Source organism: Streptomyces sp. NPDC048825 (genome assembly GCF_043198355.1).
In the GTDB taxonomy this organism is placed as follows: Bacteria; Actinomycetota; Actinomycetes; order Streptomycetales; family Streptomycetaceae; genus Streptomyces; species Streptomyces xiangluensis.
Genome location: NZ_JBICUR010000004.1, coordinates 1 through 24,731, shown reverse-complemented (window position 1 = coordinate 24,731; position 24,731 = coordinate 1). Strand labels below are relative to the sequence as shown.

The following is a 24,731-nucleotide window of genomic DNA, read 5'->3' as shown; positions in this document are numbered from 1 at the left end:
CCCTGGAACATGTCTACGGTTGCGCGCCCCGGCCGGTCCTGGCCGGGGCGGGCCTCGTGCTGTTGCGCTGCGCTCTCGTCAGGCGGGCGGTCGGTCGTTATGCGGGCAGTCTCAGGGTGAGGGCGGTCTGCGAGGCTTCCGGCGTGGTCCAGGCCGAGCGCTCGCCCGCGTACGGAGTACCGAACTCGGTGGTCCCGAGCGGGAGTTGCTTGAGCGTTCCCTCCGGCGCGGTCACCGGGATCTCGGTCCCGGACGGGGCGGTGACGGTGACGGTGTCGCCGACGCGGTACGCCGTGACGTCGCCGTCGGCGACGGCCTGCTGCCAGTCGGCGCGGCGCTGGAACTCGGTGCCGATCGCGCTCTGCCGCGGGTTCTCCAGCGGGGTGTTGTCGGCGAACAGCGCGCGGTAGTCGGCGAGCACCTTGTCCAGGACCGGGTAGAGCAGCCGGCCCTCGGCCAGGTTGGACTGGTGGACGTAGTGCGGGCGCGGGTCGTTGTTCACGGCGTGCCCGAGGGCGATACGGGCCTCCTGCGGGACGATGTACGACTCGAATCCGGTGGCCGGGTCGAGCGGGTCCTCCAGGCAGGTGGACGTGGGGTTGTTCTCGCAGACGCCGCTGCCGCCGTCGGCCGCGGACGTGTAGACCCAGTTGTACTCGTCGGTCATCTCGGCGGCCGTACCGACGTTGTAGTACACGTTCATCGGATGGCGCGGCACGGTCAGCGCGGCGCCCACCGAACGCTGGTCCGGTTCACGGGAGTTGTCGGAGGCGATCCACTTGACGCCGTTGTCGGCGAGGGCGCCGGCGAGGTTCGGGTTGTCGTCCGGCTGCTGCGGCAGCGTCTTCAGACCGGAGTGCTCACCGGTCACCAACTCGGTGGAGTCGACCGGGAGTCCGTGAGCGGCGGCCCACTGGTTGTTGTCACGGATCTGCGCCGAGATCTCGGCGCGGCTCATGTACTGCGTCGCGCCGCCGGCGCTCTCGGGGTTCTTGGCGCAGCTCCACGGCACGGTGCTGGTGTCCTGGACACAGCCGAGGAAGGGGTGCGTGTACGTGTGGTTGATCCAGCGGTACTCGTCCTTGTCCGCGAGCAGTTGGCCGGTCAGCGCGTCCGCGCCGCCGTTCTCGGCCTTCCACTCCTCGCCGGAGCCCGCGTTGTAGACCATGTCGAGCGTGAAGTCGCTGCTCTCCTGCCACTGCGCGGCGTACACCGCGTCGTCCGCGGTCATCCGGATCGGCGTGGTCCCCTCACCGTCACCGCCGACGCAGTCGAAGTCGCCGGGTGTGCAGTTGCGTTCGGTGTCCCAGCGGCTGTCGGGAGCGAAGACGTCGTCGACGTGGACGGAAAGGTAGTTCCTGTTCTGTCCCAGGTGTACGCCCTGAGTCAGCCATTCGACGATTCCACGGGCCAGGACCCGGAACTGCTGCTGGTCGTCGTTGTACGCGAAGGTCACCACAAGTTCGCGGCGATCGTCGTGGGCGTACTCACCGACCAGGCTGCCGCGGCCTGTGCCTCCGGGCACGGCGATGTCGACGTAACTGGTGAAGCCCTCGCGGGGCCGGGCCACGTACCCGTAACTCTCCTGTACGGAGCCGGAGTTGTCCTCGAACCTCAGCGGCCCGTCGAGGTAGCCGAAATACCCCGCCTGCCCGGCCTCGGTGACCGACGCCTCACGGCCGTCGAGCGTTCCGGCCCAGCCGCCCTCGCTGGTGTAGTCGAGGCCGACACCGGGGTGCGCCCAGGTGTAGGCGTCGACCTGGGGGATGCCGAAGGTCTTCTCGTACGACTCCAGGGCGGCCTGCTCGGCCGAACCCGCCCCGAACGGCGCCTCGTTGGGCAGGACGACGCCTTGGTACCTGGCGCGCGAAGCACCGTCCACCGTGTCGCTCAGGAACGCCTCGTCGATCGTCGGGCGGTCCGCATCGTCGAGATCGACGGTGGTGTACGGGATGCCGGTGCTCTTCAGCTCCTCGGCGATGGCCTCGACGGGACTGTCGCCGTTGTCGACGACCAGCACCTTGAGATCGATACGCGGCTCCTCGGCCGCGGACGCTCCCGGTACTCCGAGGCCCAGCGCCAGCATGCCCGCCGCCGCCGATGCAACGGCCGCGGTTCTCCAACTGCGCGCGCTCTGCGCCACGGTGACTTCCTCCCCTGACGGATCCTCATGTGGTCAGCCGAAGGAGGATCCGTGGAAATCATGCAAAGCGGAGAGAGGATCACTCACGCCAAATGCGACGAGTGTGACTCAGGTCACCTCATGTGAACGCTGAGAAGTGGCCAGTCCGCCACAGGGGGATGAACGGCCTCTGGAATGAGCGAAACCCGCTACCGAGCGTAGGCTCATGTCCGGGACTCCCCTGGTCCGGTCCAGCCTGCCGATCCGCCGTCTCCTAGGCTCCTTCGTCGGGCCCGGCCGAGCCACCCCCCTCGGCCACAGCAACTCAATGGAAGCGAGATTTCACCACCGTGACTGCTCTCACTCTCAGCACCGCCGCAGCGCCCGGCCTGCGGGCCGACGCGATCGTCGTCGGTGTCGCCAAGGGCGGCTCCGCCAAGTCCGGGGACCTGGTCGTCGCAGCGGGCGCCGAGGCCGTGGACAAGGCGTACGACGGCGGGCTCGCCGGCGTTCTGGAGACCCTCGGCGCCTCCGGTGGCGAGGGCGAAGTGACGAAGCTGCCGGCACCGTCCGGCTTCAAGGCGCCGGTCGTGCTGGCGGTCGGTCTGGGTGCGCAGCCCGACAAGGACGCCTCGTTCGGCCCGGAGACGCTGCGCCGCGCCGCCGGTGCCGCCGCCCGCGCGCTGGCCGGCTCCAAGAAGGCCGCGTTCGCCCTGCCGGTCACGGACGCCGCCGACGCGGGCGCCATCGCGGAGGGCGCGCTGCTCGGGGCGTACGCCTTCGATGTGTACAAGGAGAACAGCAAGGACGGGAAGGACGCCAAGAAGGGCGCGAAGAACGGCAAGGCCCCGCTCGCCGAGGTCGCGCTGCTCGGCGGGAAGCCCCGCGACAAGGCGTACAAGGCGGCCGTCGAGCGCGCCTCCGCCGTCTGCGAGGAGCTCAACCGCGCCCGCGACCTCGTCAACACCCCGCCGAACGACCTGAACCCGGAGGCCTTCGCGGCTGTCGCACAGGCCGCGGCCAAGGAGCACGGCATCAAGGTGCAGGTGCTCGACGAGAAGGCCCTGGAGAAGGGCGGGTACGGCGGCATCCTCGGCGTCGGCGCCGGCTCCGCGTCCGCTCCCCGCCTGGTGAAGCTGTCGTACACCTCGTCCAAGGCGAAGAAGCACCTGGCCTTTGTCGGCAAGGGCATCACGTACGACTCGGGCGGTATCTCGCTGAAGCCCGCGGGGCACAACGAGACGATGAAGTGCGACATGAGCGGGGCGGCGGCGGTCTTCGCCGCGGTCGTCGCTGCCGCTCGGCTGGGCCTCGAGGTCAACGTGACCGGCTGGCTGGCGCTGGCCGAGAACATGCCGTCGGGGTCGGCCACCCGGCCCGGGGATGTGCTGCGGATGTACAGCGGCAAGACGGTCGAGGTGCTGAACACCGACGCCGAGGGGCGGCTCGTCCTCGCCGACGCGCTGTGGAAGGCGTCCGAGGACAAGCCGGACGCGATCATCGATGTGGCGACGCTGACCGGGGCGATGATGCTCGCGCTGGGCAACCGTACGTTCGGTGTGATGGCCAACGACGACGCGTTTCGCTCCGCGGTCGTCGAGGCCGCGGAGGAGGCCGGAGAGGCGTCGTGGCCGATGCCTCTGCCGGACCATCTGAAGAAGGGGATGGACTCCCCTACCGCCGACATTGCCAACATGGGTGAGCGGATGGGCGGGGGCCTGGTCGCCGGGCTGTTCCTCAAGGAGTTCGTCGGCGAGGGCATCACCTGGGCCCACCTCGATATTGCGGGCCCGGCCTTCAACGAGTCCGGTCCCTTCGGCTACACCCCGAAGGGGGGCACGGGATCGGCTGTGCGCACGTTGGTGCGGGTTGCCGAGCTGGCGGCTTCGGGGGACCTCGGCTGAGGGCGCCCATGAACTCGGGGCTGCGGGGTATTGCGCGACTGCAGGTCGTATGTGCTTGATCGCTCCCCCACTCTCGGCTCCTCTCCCACTCTCGGCTTCGCTCGAGCGGGGGGACCCCCATGAGCGGGGGGACCCCCATCGCGGCGGAGCCGCATATCGATACAGCCCCGCGCCCCTGGGTTCGGCTGTCCCACCGCCCTCTCACAAGTGAGCGTGCGACGTCTCACACACCGGCCCGGCGTCCACGTTCCCGCGGACAAGTGCAAAGATGGGTTCTCGGCAGGACAGGGCCCCACCACAGGGCCGAAGAAAGAGCGGCCGGACACCAGCCGCCGCCCGGTCGGGAGACCGGCATACGGCGCACATGCATGGAGGACGTGACGTGGCGAACGACGCCAGCACCGTTTTCGACCTAGTGATCCTCGGCGGCGGTAGCGGCGGCTATGCCGCGGCCCTGCGCGGAGCGCAGCTGGGACTTGACGTCGCCCTGATCGAGAAGAACAAGCTCGGCGGCACCTGCCTGCACAACGGCTGCATCCCCACGAAGGCCCTGCTGCACGCCGGCGAGATCGCCGACCAGGCGCGCGAGGCCGACCAGTTCGGCGTCAAGGCCACCTTCGAGGGCATCGACATCGCGGCCGTCCACAAGTACAAGGACGACGTGGTCAGCGGCCTCTACAAGGGCCTGCAGGGCCTGGTGGCCTCGCGCAAGGTGACGTACATCGAGGGCGAGGGCCGGCTGTCCTCCCCCACCTCCGTCGACGTGAACGGCCAGCGCGTCCAGGGCCGCCACATCCTCCTCGCGACCGGCTCCGTGCCGAAGTCGCTGCCGGGCCTGGAGATCGACGGCAACCGCATCATCTCCTCGGACCACGCGCTGACGCTGGACCGTGTCCCGCAGTCCGCGATCATCCTCGGCGGCGGCGTCATCGGCGTCGAGTTCGCCTCCGCCTGGAAGTCCTTCGGTACGGACGTCACGGTCATCGAGGGCCTCAAGCACCTCGTGCCGGTCGAGGACGAGAACAGCTCCAAGCTTCTTGAGCGCGCCTTCCGCAAGCGCGGCATCAAGTTCAACCTCGGCACCTTCTTCGAGAAGGCCGAGTACACGCAGGACGGCGTCCGTGTGACCCTCGCCGACGGCAAGACCTTCGACGCCGAGGTGCTGCTGGTCGCCATCGGCCGCGGCCCGGTCTCGCAGGGCCTCGGCTACGAGGAGCAGGGCGTCGCGATGGACCGCGGCTACGTCCTGGTCGACGAGTACATGCGCACGAACGTGCCGACCATCTCGGCCGTCGGTGACCTGGTTCCCACGCTCCAGCTCGCGCACGTCGGCTTCGCCGAGGGCATCCTGGTGGCGGAGCGTCTCGCCGGTCTGAAGACCGTGCCCATCGACTACGACGGTGTGCCGCGGGTGACGTACTGCCACCCGGAGGTCGCCTCCGTCGGTATCACCGAGGCCAAGGCCAAGGAGGTCTACGGCGCGGACAAGGTCGTCGCTCTCAAGTACAACCTCGCGGGCAACGGCAAGAGCAAGATCCTCAAGACCGCGGGCGAGATCAAGCTCGTCCAGGTCAAGGACGGTGCCGTCGTCGGCGTCCACATGGTCGGCGACCGCATGGGCGAGCAGGTCGGCGAAGCCCAGCTGGTCTACAACTGGGAGGCGCTGCCCGCCGAGGTCGCGCAGCTCATCCATGCTCACCCGACGCAGAACGAGGCGCTCGGCGAGGCCCACCTGGCCCTCGCCGGCAAGCCGCTGCACTCGCACGACTGACAGCCCTCGGGCGCGACGACACAGACTTCCGCAATTCGTAAGGAGCAACAGAAACCATGGCGGTTTCCGTAACCCTTCCGGCGCTCGGCGAGAGCGTCACCGAGGGCACTGTCACCCGCTGGCTGAAGGCCGAGGGCGAGCGCGTCGAGGCCGACGAGCCGCTGCTCGAGGTGTCGACCGACAAGGTCGACACCGAGATCCCCTCGCCCGCCGCCGGCGTACTGGCGTCCATCAAGGTCGCCGAGGACGAGACGGTGGAGGTCGGCGCCGAGCTGGCCGTCATCGACGACGGCACGGGCGCCCCCGCTGCTGCCCCGGCCCCGGCTGTCGAGGAGGTCGCCGCACCGCCCGCCCCCGAGCCGGCACCGCAGGCCGCGCCTTCCACCGAGGTCGCCGCTCCGGCTCCGGCCCCGACCGCTCAGGCCGCCACCGGTGGCGGCACCGCCGAGGGCACCGATGTGGTCCTCCCGGCGCTGGGCGAGTCCGTCACCGAGGGCACCGTGACGCGCTGGCTCAAGGAGGTCGGCGAGAGCGTCGAGGCCGACGAGCCGCTGCTCGAGGTCTCCACGGACAAGGTCGACACCGAAATCCCGGCGCCCACCTCCGGTGTGCTCCTGGAGATCACCGTCGCCGAGGACGAGACCGCCGAGGTCGGCGCCAAGCTCGCCGTCATCGGTGCCCCGGGCGCGGCTCCGGCCGCCGCTCCGGCTCCGGCGCAGCCCACCCCGGCCGCGGCACCCGCCGCTCCGGCCCAGCCCGCTGCCCCGGCCGCGCCTCCGGCCCCTCCGGCTCCGGCTCCGGCCGCGCCCGCACCCGTTCCGGCCCAGGCAGCGGCGCCGGCCGCCCCCGCGCCGGCCGCGCCCGCTCCCGTCACTCCGGCTCCGGCGGCTCCGGCCGCCGCGCAGCCCACCGACGAGGGCGCGTACGTGACCCCGCTGGTGCGCAAGCTTGCCGCCGAGAACGGCGTCGACCTGGCCACCGTCAAGGGCACCGGCGTCGGCGGCCGTATCCGCAAGCAGGACGTCATCGCCGCCGCCGAGGCCGCGAAGGCCGCCGCCGCTGCTCCGGCTCCGGCCGCTGCTGTGACTGCCGGGGGCCCTGCCGCCACCGCCGCGAAGAAGGCCCCGGTTCTCGAGGCCTCCCCGCTGCGTGGCCAGACCATCAAGATGCCGCGCATCCGCAAGGTCATCGGCGACAACATGGTCAAGGCCCTGCACGAGCAGGCTCAGTTGTCCTCGGTCGTCGAGGTCGACGTCACGCGGCTGATGAAGCTGCGCGGCCGGGCCAAGGACGCGTTCGCGGCACGTGAGGGCGTCAAGCTCTCCCCGATGCCGTTCTTCGTCAAGGCGGCGGCCCAGGCGCTGAAGGCCCACCCGGCCGTCAACGCCCGGATCAACGTCGAAGAGGGCACGATCACCTACTTCGACACCGAGAACATCGGTATCGCGGTGGACTCCGAGAAGGGCCTGATGACCCCGGTCATCAAGGGCGCCGGCAACCTGAACCTCGCCGGTATCGCCAAGGCCACCGCCGACCTGGCGGGCAAGGTCCGGGCCAACAAGATCACTCCGGACGAGCTGTCCGGCGCGACCTTCACCATCAGCAACACCGGTTCGCGCGGCGCGCTGTTCGACACGATCATCGTGCCGCCGGGTCAGGTCGCGATCCTGGGCATCGGTGCCACGGTCAAGCGCCCGGCGGTCATCGAGACCGACGAGGGCACCGTCATCGGCGTACGCGACATGACGTACCTGACGCTCTCCTACGACCACCGCCTGGTGGACGGCGCCGACGCCGCCCGCTACCTGACGGCGGTCAAGGCGATCCTGGAGGCGGGCGAGTTCGAGGTCGAGCTCGGGCTGTAACTCCGTTCGTACGTACGCGCCCTCGTCCTCTTCGGAGGACGGGGGCGTCGTCGTATCTCGCACGGGGTATCCGTACGGTCATCCGCACGGCTCTTTACATCGGGCGACCCCCTGGCACCGTGTAAGGCTTGTCTCACCTGCGCCGAAGCACCCCCTCGCGCCCCTCTCGGACGGGAACTCGGCCTTATTGTCTAGACGTCAACGCCCCCGGGTCCCGCCCGCCGCCCGACCACCGCCCCTCAACGAGGCCCTTCGGGCCGCAGCATTGGATTCAGCGCCCCCTCAGAAGGAGCCCTCATGACCGCGCCCGTCGTCCACTCGCTGCGCGAACAGATCCGCGAGCACATCGTGGACGGCATCGTGAGCGGGCGCTGGAAGCCGGGCGAGCGGATCGTGGAGCGGCGGATCGCCGTGGAGCTGGAGGTCAGCCAGACGCCCGTACGGGAGGCCCTGCGGGAACTGGAGGCGCTGCGGCTGATCGAGTCGGCGCCGAACAAGGGCGTGCGGGTCAGGAGCCTGACGGCGGCCGACCTGGAGGAGATCTATCCGGTCCGGGCCGGTCTGGAGCAGATAGCCGCCGAGCTGGCGGCTCAGCGGCTGGCCGAGGACACCTCGGCACTGGACCCCGAGGTCGCGGCGCTGTACGAGGCGGACCGCGCGGCCGACGGTGAGGCCCAGGTGCGGCACACCGTGGCCTTCCACCGGGAGATGGTGCGGGCGGCCGGGAACAGCGTGCTGCTGCACACCTGGGAAGGGCTGGGCATCGAGGTGTTCACGGCCCTGTCGATCCGCTGGCTCGGCACCCGGCAGCAGTCGTACGCAGAGGAGCACGAGGCACTGGTCCAGGCGTTCAAGCGCCGGGACCCGGACATCGGCCGCCTGGTGAAGGATCATGTGCTGGGGTGCGCTCCGCGCGCGGACGCGTAAGCGCTCCGCTGGGTTGCGCGGTTTCAAGCTGCGGGTTCGTTGTGGCTGGTCGCGCAGTTCCCCGCGCCCCTGTCAGGGCGCGGTATCGCACCGGACTTCACCAAGGCTGCTCAGCCCGCCGAACGCCCTCCTCCCGCTGGCCCATCCAGCGGGCCCGCCCAGGCGCAAGGCACCCATACGTGCACATACTGGTGCGAGTCGTGTCCTCCGGGGCGCCGCCCACACGCCCGTAGCCGGCCGATGGTGGAGTCCGCATGATGCTGCCAGCGCTCTCCTCCGCGCTCGCCAAGTCCGTGCTGTTCAAGTCCGTCCAGGTCGCGGCCGTACTGCCCGCGGCGATGTACTCCGCGGCGTCCTCCACGGTCCGCTCCGGCGCGGGGCAGCTGACCACCGTACCGACAGTGCTGCTGCGGTCCATGACGTCGAAGCCCCGGCTCTGGCCGACCTCCGGAGGCGTGCAGATCGAGGTCCGACGCCTGGGGCGGCCCGGCACGGCAGCCGCGGCACGCGAGGTGGAGGCCGCGCTGCGGAGGGTGCCGGGGGTGAGCCGTGCCGAGATGAACGGCACGCTGGGCTGCGTATACGTCGGCTGCGGGCCGGAAACCGACCTTGAGCGCGTCACCGGACTCGTCGCCACGGCGGACGCCGCCGCCCAGGAGGCGAAGAGTGCGGATGCCCGGCGGGCGGGGGAGGCCGGGCGGGCGCGGAGCCAGGCCGGCTTCCCGGGTGATCCGGGCGCCGCGGTCGGGGCGGCCGTGCGGCTCGGCGCGGGCCTGGTGGCGGTGGGCGTGGCGACTGTGGGCAACAGGCTCCGGCTGCAGGGCCTGCCGCCGGTGGTGATGTCGGCGTTCCAACTCGTCGAGTCCGCGCCGCCGCTGCGCGACGGCCTCGCCCGCCGGATCGGCGAGAAGGCCACGGAGCGCGGTTTCGCCATGACGAACCTGCTGCTGACGACGCTGACGTTCCGGCCGCTCGGCGCCACGGTGGCCACCACGATGGCCGCCGCCCGGTACGTGGAAGTGCAGGCCCGGCGCAGGTCGTGGGCGGACTGGGCGAGCAGGCTGGCCGTACACGAGGGGACGTACCGGCACGACGCGCTGCCAGGTTACGAGCGGCCGGCCAAGCTGCCGCCGGGGCCCGGCGACCGGTACGCGAACGTGGCGGCTCCGGTGTCCCTGGCCGCGTACGGGCTGACGGCGACCGGCACTCTCAGCCATGACCGGGGCCTGGCGCTGCTGATCGCGGGGACTCCGCGGGGCCCGCGGTTCGGCCGGGAGGCGTTCGCGTCCTCGGTGTCCCGCGCTGTCTCCGACCGCGGGGCACTCGCCCTGCGGCCGGAAGCGCTGCGCCGCCTGGACCGGATCGACACGGTGGTTCTCGACGCCCGGCTGCTGGCCACCGGCGGCTGGACGGTCGAGGGCGTGGCGCCCCTGAACGGCGGCCCGGAGGGCACAGCTGAGCAGGAGCAGGACGTTCCGGACGACGACGAACTGCATGCGCGGATCCACGAGTTGATGGAGCCGGACGGTCCTCCGAGGCGCGCCCGGCCGCCCGGTGCCGGTCCCTTGCCGCCACAGCGGCAGGGGGACTGGGAGCTGCGGCCGTTCACCGGCGTGGACGCCGCCCCTGGCGCCGAGCTACCCGCCCAGCCTGCCGCGCTCGCCCGGCAGTGGGCCGAGGAGGGCGCGCGGGTCATGCTCGTCCTGCGGGAGGGCAGGCCGGTGGCCGTGGCCGCCCTGGCCCCCCAACTGCACCCGCTCGCCCACCACTTGGTGCGCGCGGCGCGGGAGTGCGGCCAGGTGCGGCTGGTGGGCGGCCCGCCGGGGCTGCACCGCCGGTTCGGACTGCGTGAGGCCGCGCGCACGGGGCACCGGCGTACGGCCGCCCTGGTCCGCTCCCTCCAGTCGCAGGGCCATGGTGTCGCCGTGGTCTCGGCACGGACCCGGCGTGCCCTCGTCCGCGCGGACCTGGGCATCGGGGTGATCACCGGTGGGCGGCACGTGCCGTGGGACGCCGATGTGGCCGCCCCGCCCGATGTCGTCCACCTGCTGCTGACGGCCCTGCCGGAGGCCCGGCGGATCAGCCGGCTCTGCACCCGGCTCGAGGCTGCCGGCGCCGTGGCGGGCTCGGGCCTCGCGCTGCTGGTGCCCCGGCCGCGGGCCTGGGCGCGGGCCCGCCTGGTGACCGACGCGGTGACCATCGCCGGGATCGCGACGGGCTTCTGGGCGGGCTGGCGGCTGCACGGGCGTCCGACCCCGGCGGCGGCCGAGCGTACGCCCTGGCATGCCATGGCGGTACGTCAGGTGATGACCCGGCTCGGCACCTCGTCCCGTGGCCTGGACGAGGCCGAGGCCGCGCGGCGCCGGCAGTTCGCGGGCCGTGACCGGCATGACGGTGCCGTCACCCTGGTCGGCAGGGTCGTCGAGGAGCTGGCCAATCCGCTCACGCCCATCCTGGCGATCGGCGGCGGCATCTCGGCCGCGCTCGGCTCCGTACTGGACGCTGTGCTCATCGGTGGCGTACTCGGCGTAGACGCGCTGGTCGGCGGGGTGCAGCGGCAGCAGGCGGACGAGGCGGCGGAACGGCTGGTCGAGGCCACCTCGGCGCGGGTACGCGTACGCCGGCCCGGCCGGACCGAGGCCGTCGAAGCGGCCGGTGAGCACCTGGTGCGGGGCGATGTGATCGAGCTGCGGGCCGGGGACGCGGTCCCGGCGGACTGCCGGGTGGTCCGGGCGCAGGGCCTGGAGGTCGACGAGTCCAGCCTCACCGGCGAGTCGCTGCCCGTCGTGAAGAGCGCCTCGCCCACCGCGGCCCGGACGGTCGCGGACCGTACGTCCATGCTCTACCAGGGGACGACGGTGGCGGCCGGCGAGGCGCTGGCCGTGGTCGTCGCCATCGGTACGGCCACCGAGGCGGGCAGCGCTGCGCAGGCGGGCCCCGAGGGCGGGCCGCCGGAGAGCGGTGTGGAGCGGCGGCTGAAGGCGCTGGGCCGCTGGTTCCTGCCGCTGTCCGTCGCCGCGGGCGTCGCCCTCTTCGCCATCGACCTGCTGCGCAGGCGGCCCCTGGGCGCCGCCTTGGGTTCCGCGGTCAGCCTGTGCGTGGCGGCCGTGCCCGAGGGGCTGCCCTTCGTTGCCACGGTCGCGGAGCTGGCCGCGGCCCGCCGGCTGTCCACCCACAACACCCTCGTACGCAGCGCCTCCACCATCGAGGCACTGGGGCGTACCGACGTGCTGTGCTTCGACAAGACGGGCACGCTCACCGAGGGCCGGATCAGTCTCCAGCAGGTCTCCGACGCCTTGGAGGAGCGTCCGCCCGACCGGCTCACCCCGCCGCTGCGCCGCATCGTCGCCACGGCCGCCCTGGCGGGCCCACCGGGGCGGGCCGCGACGCTCGCCCACCCCACCGACCGTGCCATCGCGGCCGGCGCCGAACTGCTCGGTGCCCCTCCCGCCCGGGCCGCCGGGCTCGGCACGGACTCCTGGGAGGGCCTTGCGGAGCTGCCGTTCGAGCCAGGGCGCGGCTACCACGCCGTGCTGGGGCGCTCCGACTCCGAGACGCGGATCGTCGTCAAGGGCGCACCCGAGGTCGTACTGGCCCGCTGCGTGAGCATCCGCCGGGACGACACCCCCGAGCCCTTCGACGACCGGGTGCGGGAGGAGCTCGAAGCGGAGATCGAACGGCTGGCCCGGCGCGGTCTGCGGGTGCTCGCGGTCGCCGAACGGGTGCTGCCCACGGGTGCCCCCAAGCCGCCGTCGCCGGAGCCGCAGGTGCTTCAGTCGCCGGAGCGGACCGGCACCGCTCCCCCGCAGCTCGATGACGAGGACGTCGGCGAACTGAGTCTGCTGGGCCTGCTCGGCCTTGCGGACCCGGTGCGGTCCACAGCGGCCGAGAGCGTGGACCGGCTGTCCCGGGCAGGGGTACGTATCGTCATGCTCACCGGCGATCATCCCAGCACCGCCGCCGCGATCGCCCGGGAGCTGCGGCCCGAGGAGGAGCCGCGCCTGATGACCGGGGCGGAGCTGGAGTCCTTGGACAAGGCGGCGCTCGCCAGGACGCTGCCGGAGATCACGGTGTTCGCCCGGGTCACTCCGGCGCACAAGGTCCGTATCGTCACCGCGCTGCGCGCGGCCGGCCGGATCGTCGCCGTCACGGGTGACGGCGCCAATGACGCGCCCGCGATCCGGATCGCCGACGTCGGTATCGCGCTGGGTTCCCGGGCCACTCCGGCGGCCCGCGCCGCCGCCGACGTGGTGGTCACCGACGACCGCATCGAGACCATCGTCGACGCCTTCGTCGAGGGCCGGGCCATGTGGGCCTCGGTGCGCAAGGCGCTGGGCATCCTGCTCGGCGGCAACCTGGGGGAGATCGCCTTCACCCTTGCGACCTCCCTGCTCACCGGGCGCAGCGCGCTGAACGCGCGCCAGCTCCTCCTGGTCAACCTGCTCACCGACATGCTGCCCGCCATGGCCATCGCCGCCCGCCCGCCCGCCGACCACACCGACCGGCTGCTCGCGGAGGGCCCGGAGGTCTCCCTCGGCAAGGCCCTGATCCGGCACATCCGGCTGCGTGCCGCCGTCACCACCGCGGCGGCCACCGTCGCCTGGATCGCCGCCCGCGCGACCGGCACCAGGGCGCACGCCGACACCGTCTCCCTGGTCGCCCTGGTGGCGTCCCAGTTGCTCCAGACGCTGCAGGACGCGGGCCGCGATCCGGTGGTCGCCGCGGCGGTGGTGGGGTCCTTGGTGGTGCTGGGCGTGGTGGTGAGCGTGCCCGGGCTCAGCCACTTCTTCGGCAGCCGGCCCCTGGGTCCGGTGGGCTGGACGATCGCGGTGGCGTCGGCGGTGGGCTCGGTTCTGGTGCCCGCCGTGGCGCAGGGCGCGGCCGGTGCCGTCACGCGGATGGGGCGGCCAACGGGCGGCAGGGCTTGACCTGACCTGACCGCAAGGGGATATTCACGCGCAGGTCACCTTGGGGCAGCCCGCCGGATGACGTCGGGGCGCACAAAGGAGCCGTAACCCCGCACGTCCACATGAAAGGCGGCTCACCGTGCCGCAGATCCTCAGCACGATCCTGACCCAGGTGGCGATCGCCCTGATCGAGGCCGTTCTGGTACGCCTGATCATGCAGCTCTGGAAGTCGTTCGCCGCGAGCGGGCGTCCGGTGGCCGCCACTGCCTGACCGCCGCGCGGACTCTGAACCTCCCGGTAACCCCGGGCATGTTTGTCCGTTTGTTGGGTTTATCAGCGCGTATGCATGGAAGGCGGTCCGGGGACAGCGACTCACGCTTTCCAGCATGGGAGGGCGGAGATGATTCCCCCACACGTCAAGCCAGAATCCCAGGAACAACCCCAGGAGGAACCGACCCAGGCGCAGGGCGAGGAGACCCGCGCCCGGGAGGCGCAGGACCAGGAGAAGCGGACCGGCGGCAAGGTGGTGCACATGCACACCGCGCACGCCAAGGTCCCCATTCCGTACGTAACTCCGGGCGACGCCTTCCGTACGGCCACTTCCGCAGCCACGTCCGTGGCCACCACCGCGACTTCTGCGGCCACTTCACTGCTCCCCTCACCCCGCAAGCTGGCCTTCTACGGCCTCCTCGGCGGCATGACCGCGGCCGGGGCCATCGGCTGGCCAGTGGCGGTAGCGGTCGGCGCCGCCACCGAAGTGGTCACCCGGGAGCAGTCCGCACGCCAACGCGAGGAACACGAACGCATCGAGCGCGAACGCGCCGAACGCGAGGAGAGCAGGCAGACTTCCTCCGCCGCAGATCAGCCGGAGACCGAGAGGCAGACGGCGACCGGATGACGCTGACGTTCCCCGCGCCCCTCGAGGGGCGCGGGGCTGTATCAATGTGCGGCTCCGCCGCGCGGGCGCGACCAGCCACAACGGACCCGCAGCTTCGAACCGCCCTTCCAACTGAGCCCTTCTGAGCCCTTCCCGCTCAGCCCTGCCCGCTCAGCCCTGCCCGCTCAGCCCTGCCCGCTCAGCCCTGCCCGCTCAGCCCTGCCCGGCTCGCGCTCAGCTGAGCAGGGAAAACGCGGCACCCGGTGCCTCAACTGGCGGCACCGCATGCCAATTTCTCGACATCGGCAGATTTAGGGCTTCAACCCTTTGATCGATCATCGATCAGGGAGTTACAGTCGCCGACGGGCTGCCACACAGCCCGCCGCCCTGTCCTGCCAAAGACAAAGGGCACATCCCAACCCCTTACCGCTGAGGGAGACCGTCGAAGGAACCCCCTTCACGTGCCCCTCCGTATCCGGAAGGCGGCGCAATGACCGACCCCACCGCTATCCAGCCGAGCGAGCTCGACCAGCTCCCGGACCGCGACCCCGAGGAGACCGCCGAGTGGCGTGCCTCTCTGGACGCCGTCACCAAGGCGGCCGGGCCGCACCGCGCCGCATATCTGATGCGCCGCACGCTGGAGCGCGCGGAGGCGGGCGGTCTCGCGCTGCCCAAGCTCCTTGAGACCGACTACGTCAACACCATCCCCACCGCCGCCGAGCCCACCGTGGACGGCGACGAGGCGATGGAGGCCCGTATCACCGCGTGGAACCGCTGGAACGCGGCCGCGATGGTGACCCGGGGTTCGAAACACGGCGTCGGCGGCCACATCGCCACCTTCGCCTCCGCGGCCTGGCTCTACGAGACGGGCTTCAACCACTTCTTCAGGGGCAAGGAGGGCGACGGCTCGGGCGACCAGCTCTACATCCAGGGCCACGCCTCCCCCGGCATCTACGCCCGTGCCTTCCTCGACGGCCGCCTGAACGAGACGCACCTCGACAACTTCCGCCAGGAGTCGGGCGGCAACGGCCTCCCCTCCTACCCGCACCCGCGCCGCCTCCCCTGGCTCTGGGAGTTCCCGACAGTCTCGATGGGCCTCGGCCCGCTCTCCGCCATCTACCAGGCGCGCTTCAACCGCTACCTCACCAGCCGCGGCATCAAGGACGTCTCGCAGTCCCACGTATGGGCGTTCCTCGGCGACGGCGAGATGGACGAGCCCGAGTCGACCGCGGCACTCGCGCTCGCCTCCCGGGAGGGCCTCGACAACCTCACCTTCGTCATCAACTGCAACCTCCAGCGCCTCGACGGCCCGGTCCGCGCGAACTTCAAGATCGTGCAGGAGCTGGAGGCGCAGTTCCGCGGCGCGGGCTGGAACGTCGTCAAGTCCCTGTGGGGCAACGCCTGGGACGAGCTGTTCCAGCTCGACACCACGGGCGCGCTCGTACGCCGCCTCCGCGAGGTACCGGACGCGCAGGTGCAGACGTACCAGACCCGCGACGCCGCCTACATCCGCCAGGACTTCTTCGGCGCCGACCCGGCGCTCGCCGCGATGGCGAAGCTGCTGAGCGACGACAAGATCCTCGAGTGCTTCCATCTGTCCCGCGGTGGTCATGAGGCGCGCAAGGTGTACGCCGCGTACAAGGCGGCGGTCGAGCACAAGGGCGCGCCGACCGTCATCCTCGCTCAGACGGTGAAGGGCTTCACGCTCGGCCAGGGCTTCGCGTCCAAGAACGCCAACCACCAGATGAAGAAGCTGACGACGGACGAGTTCAAGCAGATGCGCGACCTGCTCGAACTGCCCATCTCCGACGCGCAGTTCGTGGACGGGGTCGTCCCGTACGGCCACCCCGGCACCGACTCCCCCGAGGTCCGCTACCTCCAGGAGCGCCGCGCGGCCCTCGGCGGCCCGGCCCCGGCCCGCCGCACGCACGCGCCGGCGCCGCTGCCCGCGCCCGCCGACAAGACCTTCGCGTCGTTCGACAAGGGCTCCGGCACGCAGAACGTGGCGACGACGATGGCCTTCGTACGCCTGGTCAAGGACCTGGTCCGCGACAAGCAGACGGGGAAGCGCTGGGTACCGATCGTCCCCGACGAAGCGCGCACCTTCGGCATGGAATCGCTCTTCCCCTCCCTCGGCATCTACTCGCCGAAGGGGCAGACGTACGAGCCGGTCGACCGCGACCAGTTGATGTACTACAAGGAGGCCAAGGACGGCCAGATCCTCAACGAGGGGATCACCGAGGCCGGTTCGATGGCGGACTTCATCGCGGCGTCGACGTCGTACGCGACGCACGGCGAGACGATGATCCCCTTCTACATCTTCTACTCGATGTTCGGCTGGCAGCGCACGGCCGACCAGATGTGGCAGCTCGGCGACCAGCTCGGCCGCGGCTTCCTGATCGGCGCCACTGCCGGCCGTACGACGCTGACGGGTGAGGGCCTGCAGCACGCGGACGGACACTCGCCGGTGATCGCGGCGACGAACCCGGCGGCGCTGACGTACGACCCGGCGTTCGCGTACGAGGTGGCGGCGATCGTACGGGACGGTCTGCGCCGCATGTACGGCGAGTCGGCTCCCGGCGAGGACCCCAACGTCTTCTACTACCTCACCGTCTACAACGAGCCCCTCCCCCAGCCCGCGAAGCCCGCCGCCCCCGGCGTGGACGAGGGCATCATCAAGGGCCTCTACCGCTTCAACACGGCCGAGTCCGCGGGCCTTTCGCCCGCTGCCGACGCGCCGCGCATCCAGCTGCTGGGCTCCGGAACGGCGATCCACTGGACGCTCCGGGCCCAGAAGCTGCTCGCGGAGGAGTGGGGCGTGGCTTCGGATGTCTGGTCGGCGACATCCTGGACGGAGCTGCGCCGGGACGCCCTGGAGGCGGACGCGGCGCTGCTGCGGGGCGAGGAGCGGGTGCCGTACGTCCGTCAGGTGCTGCATGGCGCCGAGGGTCCGGTCCTCGCGGTCTCGGACTACATGCGCCAGGTTCCGGACCAGATCGCGCAGTGGGTGGAACAGGATTACTCCTCACTCGGCGCGGACGGCTTCGGTCTCTCCGACACCCGCGAGGCGGCTCGCCGCCACTTCGGGGTCGACGCCGAGTCGATCGTGGTAGCGGCCTTGGCCCAGCTCGCCCGCCGGGGGGAGATCAAGGCTTCCGACGTGAAGGAGGCGCGGGAGCGGTACGGGTTGTAAGGGCCGGGAGGGGGGTCGCCTCCGCCGCCCCTACCCGTCCCATCCCCAGGGGCTCCGCCCCGCGCCCCGCAGCAACGGCCGGTTCGTAATCTGCGGGTCCGTCGTCGCTTGTCGCGCAGTTCCCCGCGCCCCTGAAGGGGCTTCGCGCGGGGAACTGCGCGCTCAACCACCGACAGCCCGCAGATTCCAACCGCACTTCCCGCGGAGCGCCCGGCATCATGAAGCCATGCGCGCTGCCCGCCTCATCAAGATGGTGTTGCTCCTCCAGTCCCGCCCCTCCATGACCGCCGCCGAACTCGCCCGCGAGTTGGAGGTCTCCGAGCGGACCATCACTCGGGACGCGCAGGCACTGTCGGAGGCCGGTGTGCCGGTGTATGCGGATCGGGGGCGGGCCGGTGGGTATCGGCTCATCGGTGGGTACCGGACGCGGCTCACCGGGCTTGCGCGGAGTGAGGCCGAGGCGTTGTTTCTGAGTGGGGTGCCGGGGGCGCTTCGCGAGATGGGGCTCGAGGATGCTGCCTCGGGGGCGCGGCTGAAGGTGTCGGCGGCGTTGCTGCCCTCCCTGCGCGACGCCCCGCACAGCGCGGCGCAGCGGTTTCACCTGGACGCGCCCGCCTGGTTCACCGAGCCCAAGACGCCCGAGCTGTTGCCCGCCGTCGCGGAGGCAGTGTGGGACGACCGGCGGATCACTGCCCGTTATCGGCGGCAAGAGGCCGAGGTGGAGCGGGAGTTGGAGCCGTACGGGCTCGTGCTGAAGGCGGGCGTCTGGTATGTGTGCGCCCACGTTCCGAACCCGGGTTCCTTCCGCGTCTACCGCATCGACCGGTTCACGGCGGTCGAGAGCGGCGACGAGCGCTTCGTACGCGATGAGGCATTCGATCTGCCCGGCTTCTGGGCGGAGCGAGCGGTGCAGTTCGCGCGGTCGATCCTGCGGGCGACGGTGGTGATCCGGCTGTCGGAGGCGGGCAGGCGGCAGCTGCAGTACGCCGTCGACCCGCTCTCCGCGCAGGAGGCGCTGGCTCAGTCAGGGCCGCCCGACGGCGAGGGCCGGCTGACGCTCACACTGCGCGTCGAGTCGCACGACGTGGCGTACACCCAACTCCTCGCCCTCGGACCGGAGGTGGAGGTCCTTCAGCCGTCCGGGCTGCGGCAGCGCTTCGCGCAGGCGGCGGCCCGGACGGCGGCGTACTACGACGCGCAGGTCACCGATAGCCCGTGACGTCCGCGGACGCGCTCGTCTGATCGACCTCGGCGATATAGCGCCAGGCGTCGGGCGCGGACCCGTCGGTGTCCGTGAAGCCGTACTCCCGGGCCAGGCCTCCGCTGGAGAGCGACTGCCCGTTCCAGCGCGCCACATCGGGATCGGCGGCGAGCGCGGTCAGCGCCCGTCCGATGTACGTGGGCGACTCGGAGATCGCAAAGTGCGGAGCCTGCTCGCAGGCGTCCCGCCAGTTCTCCTCGGTGACGTGGAAGGCGCTGTCGAGCATCGCCTCGGAGCGCAGCCAGCCCGGCGTGAGACAGACTGCCGTACAGCCGAACTCCTTCAGCTCCTCGCCGAGGCCGTACGCCATGCGGATCGGGGTCGTCTTGGCGAGGTCGTAGAAGAACGGCTTGCGGTAGGTGGCGCGGTTGTACTCCTCGGTTCCGTCGGTGACTTCGACGAGCAGGCCGCCGGGGTTGCGGACCAGGAGCGGCAGGGCGCAGTGGCTGGTCACGATGTGCGACTCGATGCCGAGGCGCATGACCCGCAGTCCCTTGTCGAGGTCCATCTCCCACAGTTTCGGCTGCTCACGCGACCCCATGTCGAGGAGTGCGTCACCGCCCCAGATATCGTTGACGAGGAGGTCGAGACGGCCCTGTTCCCGGTCGATGCGGGCGACGAGGGCCCGTACCTGATCGGGCTCCAGGTGGTCGGTCGGCACGGCGATGCCCCGGCCTTCGGTTCCGGCCGCCGCGTCGACCAGTTCGGCGGTCTCCTCGATGGTCTCGGTGGAACGGCCGACCTCGCTGACGTGGTCACGGGTCGTGCGTCCCGTGACGTACACAGTGGCTCCGGCGCGTCCCAGTTCCACGGCCATGGCCCGTCCGGCGCCGCGCGTTGCGCCCGCGACCAGGGCGATCTTCCCCTTGAGTGCCTGTGCGTTCTCCATACGCCGAGCATCCCGCCAAAAGCCGACATCCGCTGTCCGGCTTTCCAGTCGACTGTCGCGTGGACTGTCCGTGGCCTTTCCTTCGGCATGTGCACGCATAACGATCTGTCCGTCCCCGGGTGCGCAGGCCGGGTACAGGCCCGATGCTGGTGCACGTGATGGACGAGACGGAGTTCTGGGAGCTGGTGGACACAACCCGCGAGGCCGCCGAGGGCGACCCCGAGGAGCAGGCCGACCTGCTCGTCGAACGGCTTCTGGGGCTGGACCCGGACTCGGTGCTGGACTTCGCCCGTCACTTCGAGGCCCGCTACAACCGCGCCTACACATGGGACCTTTGGGGCGCCGCCTGGATCCTCCTCGACGGCGCCAGCGACGACGCCTTCGACTTCTTCCGCTGCTGGCTGATCGGCCAGGGGCGCGAGGTGTACGAGCACGCCGTGCACGATCCCGACCAGCTCGCCGAGCTCCTGCCCGACTTCGACGACGAGGTCGACGGGGACGGGGAGGAGCTCGGCTACGCGGCGGACGAGGCGTACGAACAGCTCACCGGCGCCGTCGCCCCGGACCTCGGCATCCCGGCGGCGCCCCCGGAGCCGACGGGCACGCCGATCGACTTCGAGAACCAGAAGGTTCTGGCGGAACGTTTTCCACGGCTGTGGGAGCGGTTCGCGGACTGAGCGCTACCGGCTCTGGACGGGTACGTGCCGGGGAACGTCCGGGGCGTACGAGCCGGTCCTCGGCGCGCTGTGCGGAGGCGCCGCGTTGGCTCGGTCGAGTGCGGACGCGGTGGCGGCGGAGGGCCCCACCACTACGGCGGCCACTACACAGGCCACGGTCCACGGGCTCCGTACGGCCCGTGCCCACAGGGACGTCCGCCTGGGCAGCTGATGCCTGTCGTGCTGGTGACTGTTCATGATCCCCACCTCCGGTCAGTGCGTGCCCCGATGCTGGAAGGCGCGGCTCTGGGTGATCGGTGAGCCGGCTGTGGCGTAGCTGTGAGCTATCGCCTGCCCTGGAGGTGGGCCGCCCGTTCCCGGATCGCGGGGAGACGGGCCGTCAGGGCCGCGCCCGGACAGGCGGTGTAGTAGCCGTCGGCGTGGCCCGCGACGGCCGCGAAGGTCCCGGGGGCGCCTGCCCGGTACTTGCTCATGCTGTTCGTGGAGACCAGCCGCACCGGGGAGCGCGGGTCGATGTCGCCGAGGCCCAGCTTCCAGGCGGCGACGGCCGCGATGGCGTCGGTCATGGCCCGTGGGACCGGCACGCCGGCGGTGAAGGTGCCGATCGCGGCGATCCCCGTCGTACCGACGTTGAAGCCCTGCGTGTGCGCCCCGACGACGGGCCGCTCGATTCCTCCCGCCCGGCCCTCGTAGACGGTGCCGCAGCGGTCGACGAGGAAGTTGTAGCCGATGTCGTCCCACTGCCGGCCTCCGGCCTGCCCGACGTACATGTCCCGGATGATGCGGGGCGCGTCGGCGCAGTCGTAGTCGTTCGGCGAGTCGGTGTGGTGCACGAACACGGCCAGGACGCGGTCGGCGTACCGGGCGGGCGGGCGCGTGTACGCGGCGTCGCCGAGCCAGCGCTCCCTGGGCACGATGGCGGGCCGTTCGGCGCGGTGTCCCGCGGGGGTCCGCGCCGTGGCGGGCCGTCCGGCGCCCGTCGGCGTCCGGTCGGCGCCCATGGCCCAGAGGACCAGCGCGGTGACGGCCGCGAGGCCGGGCAGACAGACCAGGGCCACCCGCACCGCACGCGGCAGTCGCGACAGCGGTGCACGGAAGACACGCATGAGGCCCACTCTCCGGGACACCCGTGCCGTCCGCGATGTGTGCTGTGCCACCTGGTGGAACCAACACCCGTGCTCAGCGCGTTTCTTAGGTTCCACGCGCGCGTGGCCGAAACAGGGGCTCCCCGCGCGCGTGCCTGATCACTGGGCCTGCGGCGCACGTACTGAGGGGCCCAAGAGAAAGGGTGCTCCGTGGACCTGCTCGACATCCTGCTGTTGCTGGTGATCCTCGTTTATGCGGCGTACGGCTACCGGCGCGGGCTCGTGGCGGGCTGTGTGTCGCTGGCCGGCTTCGTCGGCGGCGCGGTCATCGGCGTATGGGTGCTGCCCTGGATGATGGACCTGGTGGCGGCGGGGACCACGGCGGCGACGCTCACGGCGGTGTTCACCGTGCTCCTGCCGGCCGTGGTCGGGCACGAGCTGGCTGGGCGCCTCGCCCTGCGGCTGCGCCGCGAGCTGGACCAGGGTCCCCTGCGTGTCGCCGACGGAGTCGGCGGAGCCGCGGCCAACACCTTGGCCGTCCTGGTGGTGTCATGGGTCGCCGCGAGCGTGCTCGCCGCCTCCGCGTCTCCCGTCCTCAGCCAGGCCATCCGCGGCTCCTCGTTGCTCGGCACGGTCCAGGACGTCATGCCGGAGACGACCCCGGCGTGGTTCTCCCGCGCCACCTCGGCGCTCACGGAGGCGGGCTTCCCGCAGGTCTTCAACCCATTCGAGAGCGAGCCTGCGACGAGCGTCGCCAAGCCCTCCGGGGACAGCGTCACCGCGGCGGCCAACCGGGCGGCGACGCGTTCCTCGGTGAAGGTCGAGGGCGTCGCGGGCGGCCAGGGCCGGGAGGGCAGTGGCTTCGTGTACGCGTCCGAGCATGTGATGACCAACGCCCACGTGGTGGCGGGCATCGACGAGCCGACCGTACGCGTGGGCGGCACGGGACGGGCGTACGAGGCGAAGGTCGTCCTCTTCGACCCCGACAAGGACGTCGCCGTCCTCCAGGTACCGGGCCTGGAGGCCCCCGTACTGCCCTTCGACAACAGCGCGACCCGCGGCGACGCGGCCGTGGTCGCGGGCTACCCACAGGACGGCGGCCTGGACCTCCAGGCGGCCACCGTCGCGAACAAGATCCAGGCCAGGGGCCAGAACATCTACGGCTCCGACATCGTCACCCGCGAGATCTATTCCATCCGCTCCACGGTCCTGCCCGGCAACTCCGGCGGCCCCCTGCTGACCACGGACGGCAAGGTGTACGGGGTCGTCTTCGCCCGGTCCACGAGCGACGACGAGACGGGTTACGTCCTGACCGCCGACGAGGTCGCCGACGACGCACAGCAGGCGGCGAGGTCGTCGACGCCGGTGGACACGGGCGACCTGGTCACGTCCTGAGCCCTGAAGGGGGCAGGGTCGGTGCCCTGACGGAGGCTCAGAGACTGCGCCCCATCAGCACATCGTCGACGTACTTCCCGTCGAGGTAGAACTCCCCCGGCTGGATGCCCTCCACGACGAAGCCCTCCGACTCGTACAGCTTGCGGGCCGGAGTGTTGTGGCCGAGGACGCGCAGCGAGATGCGCAGGGCACCCTGGCGGCGGGCCTCCTCGATCACCGCACGGATCAGCGCCCGGCCCACGCCGAGGCCGCGCGCCTCCTCGGCGACGGCGAGGCCCTGGATCTGCCGTACGTGTGCGTTGGAGACGAGCGGGGTGGGGAAACCGAGGCGCACATAGCCGACGAGGCGTCCGTCCACCTCCGCGACGAGATGGTCGCGGGGTCCGTAGCGGTCACCGAAGAACGGCTCGTACGGAGGCTCTTCCCGGGGCCTGACCGCATGCAGATACGACCAGGTCGCACGGTCGAGACGGCCCAGGGCGTCCTCGTCTTCGAACAGGGCGGGGCGTATGTGCAGGACGGGCATGGAGGTCACTGTACGGCGGGCGTGCGAGCCCTCGTCCGGTGTTTCGGCACGCTTCGGACACCCCTCGGCACGGTGCCGCGAAGGCCGTGGGCGGAGGATGGGGGCATGGAAGCTTCCCGAATCGCCGTGGCCGGGGCCTCCGGTCTCATCGGTGCGGCACTGGTGCGGTCGCTGACCGCGGACGGGCACGAGGTGGTGCGGCTGGTGCGCCGTACACCCCGGGCGAAGGACGAGGTCGAGTGGGATCCCGAGCGGCAGTACGTCGACGCGGCGGGCCTCAGCGGGTGCGACGCCGTGGTGAACCTCGCCGGGGCCGGGATCGGTGACCACCGCTGGACGGACGCGTACAAGCGGAAGATCCGCGACAGCCGTGTGCTCGGCACGGCGGCGCTCGCGGAGGCGGCCGCCTCCCTCTCCCCGTTGCCGCGGGTCTTTGTGAACGGCAGTGCGATCGGCTTCTACGGAGAGACCGGCGAGCGGGCCGTGGACGAGAACGCGCCGCCCGGGGACGGGTTTCTGCCCTCGCTGTGCGTGGAGTGGGAGGAGGCGGCGGCTCCGGCCGAGGAGGCGGGCGTACGGACCGTCTTCGCGCGCACCGGTCTGGTGGTGTCCGCCAAGGGCGGGGCCTGGGAGCGGCTGTTCCCTCTGTTCAAGGCGGGGCTCGGGGGGCGGCTGGGTGACGGGCGGCAGTACTGGTCGTATATCGCGCTGCACGACCACGTGGCCGCGCTGCGGCATCTGCTCGACACGGAGTCGTTGTCGGGGCCCTTCAATCTGACGGCTCCGCAGCCGCTCACCAACCGGGAGATCACGGCGGCGATGGGCCGCGTGTTGCACCGGCCCACCCTCTTCGCGGTGCCCGCGTCCGCACTGCGGCTCGTACTCGGCGAGATGGCCGGGGATGTGCTGGGCAGCCAGCGGGTGCTCCCGGCCCGGCTTTTGGAGTCGGGCTTCTCCTTCGCGTTCGCCGGGATCGAGGACGCGATTCGGGCGGCGGCCCGGGAGTGATTCCGGTGCGGGTACGCGGGGGCTGGGGTGGGGGGTTTCTTTCCCCAGCCCCGCCCCTTCCCGAAACTGGGGCTGCGCCCCAGGCCCCCGCCAGGGGGTGGGGGGTGACATGTCGTGTCGCGGCTGCGGGTGCGTCGTGGCTGGTCGCGCAGTTCCCCGCGCCCCTAAAAGCAAAAGCCTGCGCCCAGACGAACCCTGCACTTTCCCACCGGCGGGAGGGGACGTGGGCCGGTGCGTCGTATGCCCGTCGCGTAGGTTCTGTCTCAGGTCACCTGCGCCCTGTGTCAGACGAAGGGCCGTATGCCCACCCTGCGACGGGCTGAC

Annotated in this window: 17 protein-coding genes; 12 read left to right on the top strand and 5 right to left on the bottom strand. The window is 71.4% G+C overall.

The features are described 5' to 3' along the window. Positions 1-97: 97 nt before the first annotated feature. Complete coding sequence (locus ACGFNK_RS11505; protein WP_393415540.1) at positions 98-2,086, bottom strand: hypothetical protein; 1,989 nt, start codon at positions 2,084-2,086, stop codon at positions 98-100. Between the two features lie 386 nt (positions 2,087-2,472). On the opposite strand from ACGFNK_RS11505, the gene ACGFNK_RS11500 reads away from it, so the two are divergent. From ACGFNK_RS11500 to ACGFNK_RS11460, 9 genes are all read left to right on the top strand, one after another. Further along, a complete protein-coding gene (locus tag ACGFNK_RS11500; protein ID WP_393414484.1) occupies positions 2,473-4,026 on the top strand; it encodes a leucyl aminopeptidase in 1,554 nt (517 codons plus the stop codon). 382 nt (positions 4,027-4,408) lie between these two features. Then, positions 4,409-5,797, top strand: a complete 1,389-nt coding sequence (gene lpdA, locus ACGFNK_RS11495; RefSeq protein WP_393414481.1) for a dihydrolipoyl dehydrogenase — start codon at positions 4,409-4,411, stop codon at positions 5,795-5,797. A 56-nt stretch (positions 5,798-5,853) separates the two neighbouring features. Then, a complete protein-coding gene (sucB, locus tag ACGFNK_RS11490) occupies positions 5,854-7,662 on the top strand; it encodes a 2-oxoglutarate dehydrogenase, E2 component, dihydrolipoamide succinyltransferase (RefSeq protein WP_393414478.1) in 1,809 nt (602 codons plus the stop codon). 297 nt (positions 7,663-7,959) lie between these two features. Then, the gene (locus ACGFNK_RS11485) at positions 7,960-8,589 is read left to right on the top strand and encodes a GntR family transcriptional regulator (protein WP_393414475.1); all 630 of its coding nucleotides are present in this window, start codon (positions 7,960-7,962) and stop codon (positions 8,587-8,589) included. 254 nt (positions 8,590-8,843) lie between these two features. Next, entirely contained in the window at positions 8,844-13,517 is a 4,674-nt protein-coding gene (locus tag ACGFNK_RS11480; RefSeq protein ID WP_393414472.1) for an HAD-IC family P-type ATPase, read from the top strand. 118 nt (positions 13,518-13,635) lie between these two features. Further along, positions 13,636-13,767: a hypothetical protein gene (locus ACGFNK_RS11475; protein WP_386346073.1), complete on the top strand. Its 132-nt coding sequence runs from the start codon at positions 13,636-13,638 to the stop codon at positions 13,765-13,767. A 129-nt stretch (positions 13,768-13,896) separates the two neighbouring features. Then, a complete protein-coding gene (locus ACGFNK_RS11470; protein WP_393414469.1) occupies positions 13,897-14,394 on the top strand; it encodes a hypothetical protein in 498 nt (165 codons plus the stop codon). 469 nt (positions 14,395-14,863) lie between these two features. Next, the gene (gene aceE, locus ACGFNK_RS11465) at positions 14,864-17,566 is read left to right on the top strand and encodes a pyruvate dehydrogenase (acetyl-transferring), homodimeric type (RefSeq protein WP_393414466.1); all 2,703 of its coding nucleotides are present in this window, start codon (positions 14,864-14,866) and stop codon (positions 17,564-17,566) included. A gap of 226 nt (positions 17,567-17,792) precedes the next feature. Continuing rightward, positions 17,793-18,785, top strand: coding sequence for a helix-turn-helix transcriptional regulator (locus tag ACGFNK_RS11460; RefSeq protein WP_393414463.1), 993 nt, complete (start codon positions 17,793-17,795; stop codon positions 18,783-18,785). Here ACGFNK_RS11460 and ACGFNK_RS11455 read toward each other — a convergent pair. Next, the gene (locus ACGFNK_RS11455) at positions 18,769-19,716 is read right to left on the bottom strand and encodes an SDR family oxidoreductase (RefSeq protein ID WP_393414460.1); all 948 of its coding nucleotides are present in this window, start codon (positions 19,714-19,716) and stop codon (positions 18,769-18,771) included. The two genes, ACGFNK_RS11460 and ACGFNK_RS11455, sit on opposite strands and share 17 nt — an antisense overlap. Before the next feature lie 158 nt (positions 19,717-19,874). On the opposite strand from ACGFNK_RS11455, the gene ACGFNK_RS11450 reads away from it, so the two are divergent. Next, positions 19,875-20,393 (top strand): DUF4240 domain-containing protein, encoded by a 519-nt coding sequence (locus ACGFNK_RS11450; protein WP_344396269.1) that lies wholly within the window; start codon positions 19,875-19,877, stop codon positions 20,391-20,393. A 3-nt stretch (positions 20,394-20,396) separates the two neighbouring features. Here ACGFNK_RS11450 and ACGFNK_RS11445 read toward each other — a convergent pair whose 3' ends face one another. Together ACGFNK_RS11445 and ACGFNK_RS11440 are read right to left on the bottom strand one after the other, a co-directional pair. Continuing rightward, positions 20,397-20,630, bottom strand: coding sequence for a hypothetical protein (locus ACGFNK_RS11445; protein ID WP_393414458.1), 234 nt, complete (start codon positions 20,628-20,630; stop codon positions 20,397-20,399). 86 nt (positions 20,631-20,716) lie between these two features. Further along, positions 20,717-21,499 (bottom strand): peptidoglycan recognition protein, encoded by a 783-nt coding sequence (locus ACGFNK_RS11440; RefSeq protein WP_393414455.1) that lies wholly within the window; start codon positions 21,497-21,499, stop codon positions 20,717-20,719. Positions 21,500-21,688: 189 nt separating this feature from the next. Between ACGFNK_RS11440 and ACGFNK_RS11435 the strand changes: the two genes are divergently transcribed. Beyond that, the gene (locus ACGFNK_RS11435; RefSeq protein ID WP_393414452.1) at positions 21,689-22,873 is read left to right on the top strand and encodes a MarP family serine protease; all 1,185 of its coding nucleotides are present in this window, start codon (positions 21,689-21,691) and stop codon (positions 22,871-22,873) included. Between the two features lie 37 nt (positions 22,874-22,910). On the opposite strand, the gene ACGFNK_RS11430 is transcribed toward ACGFNK_RS11435, so the two are convergent. Next, positions 22,911-23,399: a GNAT family N-acetyltransferase gene (locus tag ACGFNK_RS11430; protein WP_393414449.1), complete on the bottom strand. Its 489-nt coding sequence runs from the start codon at positions 23,397-23,399 to the stop codon at positions 22,911-22,913. A gap of 105 nt (positions 23,400-23,504) precedes the next feature. Here ACGFNK_RS11430 and ACGFNK_RS11425 point away from each other — a divergent pair, with 105 nt between their 5' ends. Further along, positions 23,505-24,407 (top strand): TIGR01777 family oxidoreductase, encoded by a 903-nt coding sequence (locus ACGFNK_RS11425; RefSeq protein WP_393414446.1) that lies wholly within the window; start codon positions 23,505-23,507, stop codon positions 24,405-24,407. The last annotated feature ends 324 nt before the right edge of the window (positions 24,408-24,731 follow it).

Coding starts and splice junctions, on each gene's coding strand:
- ACGFNK_RS11505 (WP_393415540.1), bottom strand. CDS start 2,086: ATGCTGGCGCTGGGCCTCGGAGTACCGGGAGCGTCCGCGGCCGAGGAG.
- sucB (WP_393414478.1), top strand. CDS start 5,854: ATGGCGGTTTCCGTAACCCTTCCGGCGCTCGGCGAGAGCGTCACCGAG.
- ACGFNK_RS11485 (WP_393414475.1), top strand. CDS start 7,960: ATGACCGCGCCCGTCGTCCACTCGCTGCGCGAACAGATCCGCGAGCAC.
- ACGFNK_RS11480 (WP_393414472.1), top strand. CDS start 8,844: ATGATGCTGCCAGCGCTCTCCTCCGCGCTCGCCAAGTCCGTGCTGTTC.
- ACGFNK_RS11470 (WP_393414469.1), top strand. CDS start 13,897: ATGATTCCCCCACACGTCAAGCCAGAATCCCAGGAACAACCCCAGGAG.
- aceE (WP_393414466.1), top strand. CDS start 14,864: ATGACCGACCCCACCGCTATCCAGCCGAGCGAGCTCGACCAGCTCCCG.
- ACGFNK_RS11460 (WP_393414463.1), top strand. CDS start 17,793: ATGCGCGCTGCCCGCCTCATCAAGATGGTGTTGCTCCTCCAGTCCCGC.
- ACGFNK_RS11455 (WP_393414460.1), bottom strand. CDS start 19,716: ATGGAGAACGCACAGGCACTCAAGGGGAAGATCGCCCTGGTCGCGGGC.
- ACGFNK_RS11450 (WP_344396269.1), top strand. CDS start 19,875: ATGGACGAGACGGAGTTCTGGGAGCTGGTGGACACAACCCGCGAGGCC.
- ACGFNK_RS11445 (WP_393414458.1), bottom strand. CDS start 20,630: ATGAACAGTCACCAGCACGACAGGCATCAGCTGCCCAGGCGGACGTCC.
- ACGFNK_RS11440 (WP_393414455.1), bottom strand. CDS start 21,499: ATGCGTGTCTTCCGTGCACCGCTGTCGCGACTGCCGCGTGCGGTGCGG.
- ACGFNK_RS11430 (WP_393414449.1), bottom strand. CDS start 23,399: ATGCCCGTCCTGCACATACGCCCCGCCCTGTTCGAAGACGAGGACGCC.
- ACGFNK_RS11425 (WP_393414446.1), top strand. CDS start 23,505: ATGGAAGCTTCCCGAATCGCCGTGGCCGGGGCCTCCGGTCTCATCGGT.